The sequence below is a fragment of the Chlorobiota bacterium genome (assembly GCA_016710285.1).
Lineage (GTDB): Bacteria > Bacteroidota > Ignavibacteria > OLB7 > OLB7 > OLB7.
Genome location: JADJXR010000001.1, coordinates 1,618,790 through 1,631,426 on the forward strand (window position 1 = coordinate 1,618,790; position 12,637 = coordinate 1,631,426).

The following is a 12,637-nucleotide window of genomic DNA, read 5'->3' on the forward strand; positions in this document are numbered from 1 at the left end:
ACAGCAACGGACCACACGCGCAACCCAACAACCGGTTATGCTATGATGAACTCTATCCAAAAAGCCCTTGAAGACCTTCGCGCCGGAAAGGTGATTATCGTTGTTGACGATGAGAACCGCGAGAACGAAGGGGATTTTGTTGCCGCTGCCGAAAAGTGCACGCCGGAGATGATCAACTTCATTCTTCATCATGGCCGGGGGATGCTGTGCGCGCCGATTACCGAGGGGCGGGCAAAAGAGTTGAGCTTGGAGATGATGTCCCCGGTGAACACCTCGCTGCACGAAACCCCCTTCACCGTGATGATTGATTATCGCCACGGAACAACCACCGGGATTTCCACCGACGACCGCGCCGCAACAATACGCGCAATTGGCAACCCCAACGCCCGCGCCCACGACTTCGTTCGCCCGGGCCACATTGCTCCGCTTCGGGCGGTGGATGAAGGGGTGCTGCGCCGCGCAGGCCACACCGAGGCCGTGGTGGATATGGTGCGGCTTGCGGGATTGTACCCCGCCGGGCTTCTTTGCGAAATCCTGAACGAGGATGGAACAATGGCGCGGATGCCGCAGCTGGAGGAGCTTGCCAAACGCTTCGACCTCACCATCGTCACCATTGCCGATTTAATCCGCTACCGCCTCTCGCGCGAGAAATTGGTCCAGAAAGTGGTGGAGGTGAACCTGCCAACCGATTACGGCAGCTTCCGGCTTCACTTGTACCACAACCTGCTGGACGGGAAGGAGCACATGGCGTTGGTGAAAGGGGATATCCACACCGGCGACCCGGTGCTGGTGCGCGTCCACAGCGAGTGCTTCACCGGCGACACGCTTGGCTCGCTCCGCTGCGATTGCCAGTGGCAGCTGCACGCGGCAATGCGCCAAGTGGAGCGCGAAGGGAATGGCGTGGTCCTGTACATGCGTCAAGAAGGGCGCGGCATTGGGCTGACCAACAAGCTGAAAGCCTACGCCTTGCAGGACCAGGGGAAGGACACCGTGGAGGCAAACGAAGCACTGGGCTTCAAGGCCGACCTGCGCGATTACGGCTTGGGGGCGCAAATCCTTGTGGACCTTGGAATCCGCGATATGCGGCTGATGACCAACAATCCCAAAAAAGTTGTCGGGCTGGAAAGCTACGGCCTGAACATCGTGGAGCGGGTCCCGATCGAGGTGATGCCGAACGAGTTCAACGCACGCTATCTGCAAACCAAAAAGGAAAAGCTGGGCCACATGATTGAGCCAAACGGAACCGCACCGCAGGAGCAGGAAGCATAACCAGCAATCCCGCGGCTGTCCGTGCGGCAGAAGGTGCGGCGAAGGTGAGGTTCTTGATCTGTTGAAAGCAACCACAATGGTTTGCGGAATCCACCACCGGTGTTGCCCGCAAACCATTGTGCATTTTGCCCACCCGTGGTTGTGCGTTGCCGTGGTTGCTTCCCATTGTTCTGCATCCAAATGCCTGACCAACAACCGACCATATCGCCAACTGCTTCTTTGGCAACGCCACCGGCGGCGGCGGCCCCACCTGAGCGGGGATTGCTTCGGTTTGGGGCGCGGGTGCTGGTGGGGCTTGTTGCGGTTGTTCTGCTGCTTCGGATGTTTGTGCTGGAGCCATACACCATCCCCACCGGCTCGATGAACGCCACCCTTCTTGAAGGGGATGCGATTCTGGTGGGCAAGCTGCCGTACGTGATTCGTTCGCCGCAAACCATTCCGTTCACCACAATCTCCATCCCACATTTCCAGATTGCCGGGTTGGGCCAGCTTGAGCGGGGGGAGGTGGTGGTGTTCGATTCCCCGGGGACCAAGCCGGAGCGATACGTGAAGCGTTGCGTGGCGATTGCTGGCGATACCGTCCAGTTCCGCGACGGGCGTTTTTTTATCAACGGAGAGGAGCTTCCCCCCAGCCCCAACGACCCGCTGGCCACGCTGGCGGTTCCCCACGCCACCGCACGCCGCGCACCGGTTGACAGCGCACGGGTCCACCCGCTGTTCCGCCTGCGCCAGCCGATTGTGCTTCCCCGCGAAGGGGATGAGATCACGGTGGACTCCATCAGCATCGCCCAGTGGGGCGGGTTGATTCAATCCGAAGGGGTCAGCGTGGAATTCCGGAACAACATTCCGTTTTTGGGCGGGCTTCCCGCCACCCGCTACGCCTTCCGCCACAGCTATTTTTTGGCGTTCGGCGACAACTCCGGCAACAGCCGCGACAGCCGGATGTTCGGCCCGGTTCGGTACGATAACCTTGTTGGCCAGGCATGGTTCATCTATTGGTCACGCGATGCGGAAGGGGAGGTCCGTTGGGGAAGGATTGGAAACTGTGTGGAGTGATGCTCTCCGTGCGGCGGGTTTTCCTCCATCCAATCCCCCATATCTCTTCGTAGGATTTCCGGCTTCTCCCCTGGCCGATTTCATTTTCTGAATATCCTTTCCATCCATCCTTGCTACCTGATTAACTCATGGTTGAGCATCACATTGCCGTCCCCCGCACGGCGCGCTATTTCACCATTGGAACGCCCGGGGCGCAGATTGGGCGTTTGTGGTACGTGCTGCATGGATATGGCCAACTGGCCGAGCGGTTCCTTCGGGAGTTTGAGGTGTTGGACGACGGCGCAACGCTGGTGGTGGCCCCGGAAGGGCTGTCGCGAATGTACCTGCGCGGCGGCAATGGCACCATCGGCGCGTCGTGGATGACCAGCGAAGACCGGCTGAACGAGATCAGCGATTACTTGGGGTTCCTGAACTTGCTCCACTCCCGGCTGATTCCGCAGCTCTCCAACCCTACCCTTGCCATCACTCTGCTTGGTTTCTCGCAGGGGGCGGCCACCGCGGGGCGGTGGCTGGCAAGCGGCGGAATTGCGGCGACCCAGTTACTGCTGTGCGGGGGTTTGCTCCCCCCGGAATTCTTGCCCCAGCAGCTTGGCCAAACCAGCGCAGCATTCCTTATTGGCCGCGAGGATGCGTTTGTGAACCGCGAGGAATTGCAGGCGCAGCGCACCGCATTGCAGTCCGCCGGGAAAGCCGTGCAGGTGGTGGAGTTTGATGGTGGGCATTGCGTTCCCATCAACGAGTTGGGACGGTTTTCATCAGCAACACACCAACACTCCCTTTCTGCTGGTTAGGTCGCGCCCCTGTGTTAGCTTCGCGAGCACAATATCCTGTGGTTCGCGGTGGCGGGGCTGCCATGCCAGCATCGGGGGACCACCAACATTTCACATTGCTGATTCTTCTATGCATCCTTATCCTGCGCGCACGCACTACGCTGGGAAACTGAATGATAGCCATATCGGAACCGTTGTGGCGTTAAATGGCTGGGTGGCCACCCGGCGCGATCTTGGCGGCCTAATTTTTATTGACCTTCGCGACCACACCGGCATTGCCCAGCTTGTCTTTTCGCCCCAATATCTACCGGAGCTGATGGAGCGCGCCAGCGAGCTTCGGTCCGAGTTTGTGATTGCCGTTAGCGGCCACGTTCGCCGCCGCGAGAACCCCAACCACCTTCTTCCCACCGGGGAAATCGAACTTTATGTTGATGAGCTGGTGATCCTGAACCGCGCCGACGTTCCCCCGTTTGAGATTGGCCACCGCGAGGCAATCAACGAGGAGCTTCGGCTGAAGTACCGCTACTTGGACCTTCGCGACCCGGAGTTGCAGCGGATCATGCGGCTGCGGAACCAAGTCTATCAAGTGACCCATCACTACTTTGCCGAGAACGGTTTTGTGGAGATTGAGACGCCGATGCTGGTGCGCTCCACTCCGGAAGGCGCGCGCGACTACATTGTCCCCAGCCGGGTTCATCCCGGAAGCGTCTATGCCTTGCCGCAATCGCCGCAGATTTACAAGCAACTTCTGATGGTGGCGGGGTTCGACCGCTACATGCAGATCGCCAAATGCATGCGCGATGAGGACCTGCGTGCCGACCGCCAGCCGGAGTTCACCCAGCTTGATTTGGAGATGTCCTTTGTTGAGCAGGAGGACGTGCTGCAGATGGTGGAAGGATACCTTGCCCGACTTTGGAAAGAGGTGAAAGGGGTGGAGCTTTCGTTGCCGCTTCGCCGGATGACCTACCGCGAGGCGATGACCCGATTCGGAAGCGACAAGCCCGACACACGGTTCGGATTGGAGCTTCAGGAGCTGAACGATTTGTTCACCGACACCGAGTTCGCGGTTTTCCGAAGCGCGTTGGATAGCAACGGTTCCATCACCGGCATCAACTTCATTCGCGGGGCCAGCTACAGCCGCAAGCAGATTGACGAGCTTACCGAGCACGCCAAACGCTACGGAGCCAAAGGGTTGGTGTGGCTGAAGGTGACGGCCAACGATATTGAGGGGAGTGCCGCAAAGTTCCTGACCGATTCTCAGAAGGCAAACCTGAAGGAGCGGATGGGGGCCGCCGACGGCGATCTGCTGCTGATTGTGGCCGACCGCTGGAACACCGCCCACACGGTCTGCGGCGCGCTGCGGCTGGAGATTGCCCGGCGCGAGAAGATGATCCCGAAGCACATTGACGACCTTCTCTACATCGTTGATTTCCCAATGTTCGAGAGCATTGACCCGGAGACGGGAATGCCGGTTCCGGCGCATCATCCGTTTACTTCCTACAAGCGGGAGGATGAGCATCTGCTGGAAACCGACCCGTTAGCGGTTCGCGCCAACGCCTACGATTTGGTGATTAACGGGTACGAGCTGGCATCGGGAAGCATCCGTATCCACGACCGCGACACGCAAGCAAAAGTGTTCGCGCTGATTGGCTTGGATGAGGAGGAGGCGCGGAAGAAATTCGGGTTCCTGCTTGATGCCTTCCGCTACGGCGCGCCACCGCACGGCGGAATGGCCCCGGGGATTGATCGGCTGATTATGATTCTTGCGGGGACCGATAACATCCGCGACGTTGTGGCATTCCCGAAAACCATGCGCGCCGCATCGCTGATGGACGAAGCCCCTTCCCCAGTCCCCGACGACCAGCTGAAGGTGTTGGGATTGCAGATTCGGCAGGCTCCGTAAGCCTCGCGCAATCACATCTCTAATCCCCTCTCTATCTGAACGCAAACAGGGCATTGGCTTTTCTGGAGCCACTGCCCTGTTCTGTTTCGTTGCTCACCGATTGGTGCTGCCAATGTTCGGGAAGGTTACCGGACCACCACGATCTGCTCGCGATCCCACAGCCGTCCGTCGCGGGTAAGCACGGTCACCACATAGCTTCCGGCGGGGATGTTGGTGAGTTCCACCGCTTCGGCAGGGTTGTTGACCTGTCCCGTTTCCACCATTTCTCCCATCATGTTGCAGATCTGGATATGGCTTCCGATTGGCAAGGGTTCGCTGTATCGTAGCCGCCCGTTGGTGGGGTTTGGCGCAAACCTTCCGGCGGCCAGCACTCCCCGTTCTTCCACCGCCGAGTTGTAGCGGCGGATGTTAAAGTAGGCTTTGAGATAGACGCTGCTCACTCCATCGTTCTTCAGGGTGTCTTCGGCCACGCCAGCGGTGAAGGTGTGGGCATAATAGACGTTGTTGAGATCGGTGACGACGATCGAATCAATGCCACGTGCAAAAGGGCGAGGGAAGCTGAAGATGAGGTTCCGCCCAACGCCACGTTGGATGCGCAGGCGATAGGTGACGGAGAAGGTATCGCCTTCCCCTTCAAGCGCGGCGGCGGGGATTCCGCGAACGTCGGCAATGCACAATCCCTCGGCCGGGGAGCCGGAATCTATCTGATGTTGAAAAAGGAGATAGAGGCCAGAAGGGGGGAAGAATGGGACTTCGTAATCTGTTCTTCCATCTACCCAATCGTGGTATTGCTGGCCCACGCCAAAGCGAGCATAGATAGGGATATCGGAGGGGTGTTCGCTGCGGACATTCATGGAGTCTATGATGGTGACTTGTGCCGATAGCGAGGCCGCCGCAAGAAAGAACAGGCTGGCAATAGTGAATATGCGGTGCATCATCAGTAGGTTTTTATAGGTGTTGTGTTGCGGAAACAGAACCCCCAACAATTGTGGGCGTTACAAGAACATGAAATGGGCAGGCTCTTTAGGAGAACCTGCCCATTTCTGTTCTTCGGCAGGGGGAAGGTTGCTTCCCCTTGCGTTGATTAGTTGGCGATAACCAGTTGGCGCGTTTCGGTGCGTCCGTTGGTGGTCATCTTGTAGAAATAGACACCGGCGGCCAAGCCTTCGGTGGAGATTTCAACGCGATTCAGACCCTTTGCAACGCCGTTGTAGAGGCTCTTCACCTCAACACCCAACGCATCAATCAAGCTGATCGTCACCGCCTGCTCGGCTGGGACAGCGAACTCGAACGAAGCACTGTTGGTAGCTGGGTTCGGATAGGCTGCGCCAAGCATGGTGGCCGATGCTCCGGTTGCTGTCAGCTTCACCGATTTCACCAGCGGGTTGTTGATGCGAATTGCACCAGCTTCACCCTGCTTCAACGTGCCCAAAACGTAGCCAGTAAGGGCATCGGTGACAACGTAGTCAGCATCAGCATTGTTGACCGACAGAACCACTGGATACTCAGTGCCCTGGAAGTTCACAACGTGCGCTCCGTTCAATTCCTTGCTGGCACTGACGAACCCGTTGTTGCTGAAGCGGACATCGAACATTGACTCGCCTGGAACCGGCGGCAGTTCGTAGCGTTGGTTGCTGATCGAACCATTGCGTCCGAAGTACACGGTTCCAACTTTTTGGTCAGCATCGCTGATGCGAAGTTGGTTAAGCACCTTGTAGTCGTCGGCAATCTTTGGCTCAACCTTTCCATTCAGCTCGCTTGCCGGAGCGGTCAGGACGTAGTAGCCTGTTCCATCCACCTTCAACCAGTAGCCAAGCCCTGGCAGGATGCGAGCGGTTTGCTCGTATCCACGCTGTGGTTTGTAGGAGTAGACTTCACCAACTCGACCTGGTGAACGCCCGCTACCGACTGGGCGGAAGCTCATGTAGTTATCATCAACGTAGGTTGGCACGGCCAACGCACCAACAGTGTTCCAGCCTGGGAAGACCTTCACAGTAAGGTAGAGGGGCAGCGTTGGGTCAATGCGTTTGACGGCAACACCCGAGACGGTGCGGTCCACCACATCAGCATACTTCACGAAGTAACCAATGCCTGGAGCAACGGTATCCGCTGTATTGTATTGGTTGCTGCTGAAGGTTATCGGCAATCCTGAAGAGATATTCGGGAAGACCGTTCCAGATGCAGGATTCGAAGGAACCACTGGCAACGAGACGAAGTTCCAGCCGCGCTCACGGACTTCTGGGAACTGGATCACGCTTGGCAAGGTGTACTCGATGCAGAAGCCCGTGACGTTCGGGTCGCGAATCACAATGGTGCGGGTGGTTGGTCCCACGTTTGTGGTTCCGCGCATATCGTAATTGAAGACCGTTCCGTTCAGGTTATCGCGCAGATAGAGCAGCGCACCTGGTGGGAAGTCACGAGTATCATACTCAACCACCACTGGGTAGTTCTGTGGCGCACCCGCGCTGAATTTCACGCAGTACACGATGGTGGTATCCACACGGTACTCGCGAATATCAAGGCTCTTGAAGTTAAAGGCTGGGTTTGTTGCCATTGGTGGCAAGCCACGGGTATCAACCAAGCCATTGAAGCCTGCACCCAATGCTGGGGGATAGAACCGTGCGTAGAATTGGTTCGGCGTTCCTGGCGTTGCAGCCTCAGCCTCGCCAAACAGCAAGTCGGATGAATCCGATGCGCCGATACCGGTACCGAAGGTCAGATACGTAGTGTCTGGGCTTGCGGCAGAGTTGCGGAACATCAGGCGAATGCCTTTCGTGTCTGTTGGCTCGGAGGAAGTATCAAGGCCAGACTCCAACGGGTTACGGTTCACGATCAGCACGACGCGCAAGCGAACAGCACTGTTCAAAGCGTCAACCGAGCGGAGCGTGACGTAGCCGATGTAGATACCTGGCGTTGGATATCCCGACCCATCCGCTGTTGGCAACAGCGACGGGTTCGCAACAACGTTGAAGTTCTGCTGCAATCCGATTTCGCGGAAGAACAGGCCACGGCCGGTACCATCACCGCCTCCGCCCACACCTGGATTGACAACATCATTCGAGTCAATACGGAGCCACGGAGCATCGGTCTCGACAGTGATGTTGCGCAGTTTTGTTCCCTGCACACCGTTCACCATCAGGATATTGCGGAAAATACGGTTGGGGTTTCCATACTGTGTTTGCAGCGGGAACACCAACTCATAGTTCGACGGGTCGTCATTAATCTTCTCTACCTGGCTGGTTGGCAGCAGGTCAATACGCGGACGCGGTGTAATCGAGATATAGGAAGTGCCGTAGGTGTTCGGAATGAACGGCTCGCCAGTATTCGGGTCAAGGATACGCGTTGGCGCAACACCCTCTTGGAACTTCTCGAATCCACGAGCTTCCATCTCAGGAGTCACATTGCCTGGAGCGTATTCGTTCCACCGAAGCGAGTCAAGCGTCAGGATCATCTGATCCGTGTTAATTCCTGAAGCTGTTCCTTGCGCGTCACCGACAACTTCAAAGAGGACGTAGAAGAACACAGCTGTGTCCCCCCACTGGCATCCCTTCGCACCTGGAGGAGCGTTCGGAGCCAATGGCAGTGGTAGCGGTGTTGAAGAGCTACCAGTCACCATGATTCGCTCGCCGTATGCGGATGGTCCGCCGACGGTCTCAAGTTTGTAATCGGCATCTTGGTCAACATCCCAGCTCATGTTGAAATCACGAGCGACAACAAGGTCGTTGTCATTTGGGAATTGGCCACGTTTCTGGACACCTACTGCACGCAGCAAGGTGTTGTTGTATTGCAGCTTCATGCGGAAGCTATAGATATGCTCCCCCGGATACCCATTGATGGGATCGTTGGATGTATCCAAGCAATTCTTAATGAAGATTGGGAGAAGGAAGAACCGTTTCTCCCCGGGGCCTGGCTCGGAAACATAATTTGTGTCCCGTGCCAGAACACCATTGGGCTGTCCTGCCCACTTCTGCAGTGTGATTGTGGGGAGATGCTTTTTGCCTAGCCCTTGTGCAAGACTTTGGCCTGCGCAGATGAGGAGCAAAGCCCCAACCATCAACGCTTGCATCCCTGCTAACCAATAACGTTTACGCATGGATCATATCTCCTTGGTTTGAGAGATGTTACTTTATGACTGTGAACTGATTGTTTGCATTCCTTTGGGAGTCGGAAACCGAAATGAGGTAGCAGCCATTGGCCATGCCCTCCTCAAATCGAATAATCCTTGTCCAAGCATCTGGGGCTGCTACGATCGTTATCGGAATCTGCCGCCCCAGTATGTCAACAACAGCAACGCTGCTTGCCATCATTCCTTCCGTTCGTACCACAACCTCGTTGTTATCAACGTGCTGGACGATTTGTACGGTTGGCGTTGCTTCCTTCCATTGCTCATCAACACCAACTGTCGTTGTGTCGGTTGTGTCAGGCTTCACAATGCGATTGGCCGTCACAACTCCGTTCTCACGATCCGCTCGGCTAATACATGATGCCGTATCAACACTAAATTCTTCGATGACGATCGCTTTGCTGAAAGCACTATCGGTTGTTCGCTGCAGGACCACGTTCAGCAATGTGCCCTCGGTGGCCAGCGCAGAATCCCGTTGCAGCAATCCGGCTATCGAGTCGGCAGCAATATGAAGCTGCCGAACGTTCCAGCCTGGCTCAGCAATGATTGTTCCTTGTGTAGCAGTATCGGCAAAGCGATACCATGCCGTATCGGAACGCAGGGTAAAGGCGATCTGCTTTATCCCTTGATCTTTCACATTTTCAATCTTCAACGCCACAGTGGTTTGCCGTAGCGTGTCGAAGTTCGCAGATTCCACCTGTGCTTTGGCGATATACTGCGGCAACAGCGTTCGCGCCACGTGCACAAACCCTGTTCGGCGCGTCGCCACGTTGAATGGCTTTGCTGCCTCAATTGTCAAGTTGCCAAGGACTTCGGCCCACCCGTTCAATCCGGAAAAAACGTCGGGTGAGGTTACGGTTGCCTCGAATGTCAATAACGGGATTCCTGTTCCAAAGAAAGGGCGAAGCTGAAGGTTGTCATCAATCCCGCCAAACTCAATGTACAGGTTCCCCTGTTTGGAATCCTTCGTAATCGAGCGTCGAAATGCTCGCCCGGCAATATGGCCGGATACCGGAGGATTCGGGTTAATATCAAACTTTGAACGATCCCACTGCAACGATAACGTCACCACAAACAAGCTGTCTTCTTTCGTGAAGCCAACCACCCGCCCAGTGTCGCTTTGGTAGCTTGACCAGATTTTCAGAAGAAATTTCTTCTGGTCGCAGGGATGGATGACTGTTGTATCAATCCAGATTGTTAATGGACGAACCGTCTGGGACCGGAGAACCGGTGAGCACAGAGCAAGAAGCATTCCCATCGCCACTATCGTCTTTGCTAATCGCATCTATGCTCACCGGTTATTCCAGATACTCAACCTTGATGCAATGCAGAGATTACTTCTGCACCTGCATCGAGCGGGTCACGCTCTTGCCGCCAGCTTGAACCTGGTAGTAGTAGATACCGGATTCCACCTGCTTCCCTTCGCCGTTCAGGCCATCCCACTCGGTGGTGTAGGTTCCTGCTTTCACATCGCTGCTGATAAGCGTGCGAACCTCACGACCCAAAACATCGAACACGCGAAGCGTTACTGCTCCATCAACTGGAGTGGTGTAGCTAATGCTGGTTTTGGCGTTTGCATTGAATGGGTTTGGCGTGTTTTGCGACAAGCCCAACGTGGCCGATCCCGTTTCCACCGTGCTGTTCGGGCTAAGACGATAGAGCCCCTTGTCCTTCTCGCTGAAACGAACATTGCGGAAGACCACGTCACCCTGTGGGTTGGCTTCCACCACCAATGTTGCAACAACATCGCCCTGCTCGAAGTGGCCGCTAACGGCAACTGCTGCACGGTTTTCGGTAGCGTAACCCGTTACCCACTTGTTATCGCTGCGGTCGTTGAAGCGGATGTCAACAATCTTGGTTCCCGGGGCGGCATCGAAGGCAACGCTTTGCGCTCCGTTCACCACTCCGTTAAAGCGAACCGGGATTTCCACAGTATTTCCCGTCACCGTTCCACCGATGCGAAGGTCAACATTGTTTGCCAACCCTGGCATGACTTTTCCGGTGAATGGTGGCAACGTATCGGGCAGCCATGGGAGCACCGGCAGCTTGGCTGCCAAGTAGGTCATAATCAAGGCTGCGTCGAACTCATCGGCATCAAACAAGAAGCCGTTGAAGGTGTTGTCTTGTGGGAACGGCAGTGCTGGGTTCACGTCCTTGGTTGGGAAAAGAACCTTGTAATAGACGATCTGCCCAAACTGATCCAACGAGTCACCACTGTTGTTGTACTTGCTGGAAGAGTAGTAGAAACGTCCGTTGTGGTTCACGTCACCGTGGAAGCCATGACGGCCGAACACTGAATCGAAATCAACCGTGCTGGTTTGGGTGCTGGCCAAGTTGCGGGTTGCCGAGTGACGCAGAATGCGGATGACGTCGGCAAAAGTCACAAAGCGGCGTTGATCACCACGAATGTCGCCTGGAAGAGCAACATCCAATTGCGTCAAGTTTGCATCGCCATCACCCCACGAGCCGATGCGGCGGACGTGGCGGGATGAGAAGAGGAAGATGCGCCCTGGCAAGCCAGAAGGTGGCCAGTTTGCTGTCAAGCGTGTGCTTTTGCGCAAGCTGTCGTTGTCGAACCCACTCTCCAACCATGCAACAGCGTTCATCCAAGTGGTTGAACCGTTTGGCACGTATGGTGCGCTTTCCAAGCCAACCGAAGCACCGCTGATCTTCACGATACTGACCCCGCTGCTGGTGCCTGCAGGACCGTAGTGGAATTCAATATCACCTGAGCGCGATGGCTCGTTGAATGGAGCTTCAACCAAGTGAGCTTGGAACGAAGCGATAGATGGAGCTTGCGGCTGACGGTTCGGTGAGAACGGATCATCCGGGTAATTCGGATCGAAGTAGTAGTTGATGTTCAGGTTTTCCCACTCAACGATAAAACGATCTTGAAGCGGATTTCCCTGGGCATCAAATCCGCCATCTTCTTGGATGTAGCGAATGTAGCTTGGGGTGTACGTGCGCCCTTGCGGATCGGTAAGATCGTAGCCTGGGGTGCGCAGGTAGTGGTCACCAAAGTATGGTGCCACCGTCAAGTTTGGACCGTTGTTTGCGCTGAACAACGTGTACGGATCGCTGGTAATAAAGCGGCCTTCGAAGTTCAGCCAGCCGTTTACCGAGATATAGACATCGGTAAACAACTGGTTATCGAATTCAAACGGGAATCCGATGGGGATTGGGCCGGCAACACCGTCATCAGGGTTCACAACGTTGCTGTACACATCCAAGAACGCGTTGCGCGGGATGATAATTCCCTTGCCGGCCTGTGGCTGGTACAGCACGTTCTGAGTACTGATCGTGAATTGATCGGCGATGTGCTGTGCCTGAGCAGTCTGCGCAGCCCCCGCTGCTAACAGAGCCACCCCGGCAGCAACTCCGAAAATTGTTCGACTCAGTTTCATGCTGTTTCTCCTATATCCTGTTTTCTATCATTGTTCTCTTTCTCGCTTTCACAACCCATCAACGTCCTGTTCGGTTACTGTTGGATGGCGGGCGATGCTGCCCGCCATCCAT

8 protein-coding genes are annotated in these 12,637 nt (G+C 56.0%); 4 read left to right on the forward strand and 4 right to left on the reverse strand.

Annotated elements, in window-relative coordinates; genetic code table 11:
* Positions 1–42 precede the first annotated feature (42 nt).
* The 4 genes from IPM61_05700 (at position 43) to aspS (ending at position 4,998) form a co-directional block, all read left to right on the forward strand.
* Positions 43–1,269 carry a bifunctional 3,4-dihydroxy-2-butanone-4-phosphate synthase/GTP cyclohydrolase II gene (locus IPM61_05700; GenBank protein MBK8910806.1) on the forward strand — a complete coding sequence of 409 codons (1,227 nt, stop codon included), beginning with the start codon at positions 43–45 and terminating at the stop codon, positions 1,267–1,269.
* Between the two features lie 219 nt (positions 1,270–1,488).
* Positions 1,489–2,325 carry a signal peptidase I gene (gene lepB / locus IPM61_05705; GenBank protein MBK8910807.1) on the forward strand — a complete coding sequence of 279 codons (837 nt, stop codon included), beginning with the start codon at positions 1,489–1,491 and terminating at the stop codon, positions 2,323–2,325.
* Positions 2,326–2,453: 128 nt separating this feature from the next.
* A complete protein-coding gene (locus IPM61_05710) occupies positions 2,454–3,116 on the forward strand; it encodes a phospholipase (protein MBK8910808.1) in 663 nt (220 codons plus the stop codon).
* Between the two features lie 109 nt (positions 3,117–3,225).
* Positions 3,226–4,998 (forward strand): aspartate--tRNA ligase, encoded by a 1,773-nt coding sequence (gene aspS, locus IPM61_05715; protein MBK8910809.1) that lies wholly within the window; start codon positions 3,226–3,228, stop codon positions 4,996–4,998.
* A gap of 125 nt (positions 4,999–5,123) precedes the next feature.
* Here the strand turns inward: aspS and IPM61_05720 are convergent, their stop codons facing one another.
* The 4 genes from IPM61_05720 to IPM61_05735 all read right to left on the reverse strand — a co-directional run bounded on the left by IPM61_05720 (position 5,124) and on the right by IPM61_05735 (position 12,525).
* Positions 5,124–5,936: a T9SS type A sorting domain-containing protein gene (locus IPM61_05720; protein ID MBK8910810.1), complete on the reverse strand. Its 813-nt coding sequence runs from the start codon at positions 5,934–5,936 to the stop codon at positions 5,124–5,126.
* Positions 5,937–6,082: 146 nt separating this feature from the next.
* Entirely contained in the window at positions 6,083–8,794 is a 2,712-nt protein-coding gene (locus tag IPM61_05725) for a T9SS type A sorting domain-containing protein (protein MBK8910811.1), read from the reverse strand.
* Between the two features lie 325 nt (positions 8,795–9,119).
* A complete protein-coding gene (locus IPM61_05730) occupies positions 9,120–10,406 on the reverse strand; it encodes a hypothetical protein (protein ID MBK8910812.1) in 1,287 nt (428 codons plus the stop codon).
* A 49-nt stretch (positions 10,407–10,455) separates the two neighbouring features.
* A complete protein-coding gene (locus IPM61_05735; protein ID MBK8910813.1) occupies positions 10,456–12,525 on the reverse strand; it encodes a T9SS type A sorting domain-containing protein in 2,070 nt (689 codons plus the stop codon).
* Positions 12,526–12,637: the final 112 nt, after the last annotated feature.

Coding starts and splice junctions, on each gene's coding strand:
- IPM61_05700 (MBK8910806.1), top strand. CDS start 43: ATGATGAACTCTATCCAAAAAGCCCTTGAAGACCTTCGCGCCGGAAAG.
- IPM61_05710 (MBK8910808.1), top strand. CDS start 2,454: ATGGTTGAGCATCACATTGCCGTCCCCCGCACGGCGCGCTATTTCACC.
- aspS (MBK8910809.1), top strand. CDS start 3,226: ATGCATCCTTATCCTGCGCGCACGCACTACGCTGGGAAACTGAATGAT.
- IPM61_05720 (MBK8910810.1), bottom strand. CDS start 5,936: ATGATGCACCGCATATTCACTATTGCCAGCCTGTTCTTTCTTGCGGCG.
- IPM61_05725 (MBK8910811.1), bottom strand. CDS start 8,794: ATGAAGCTGCAATACAACAACACCTTGCTGCGTGCAGTAGGTGTCCAG.
- IPM61_05730 (MBK8910812.1), bottom strand. CDS start 10,406: ATGCGATTAGCAAAGACGATAGTGGCGATGGGAATGCTTCTTGCTCTG.
- IPM61_05735 (MBK8910813.1), bottom strand. CDS start 12,525: ATGAAACTGAGTCGAACAATTTTCGGAGTTGCTGCCGGGGTGGCTCTG.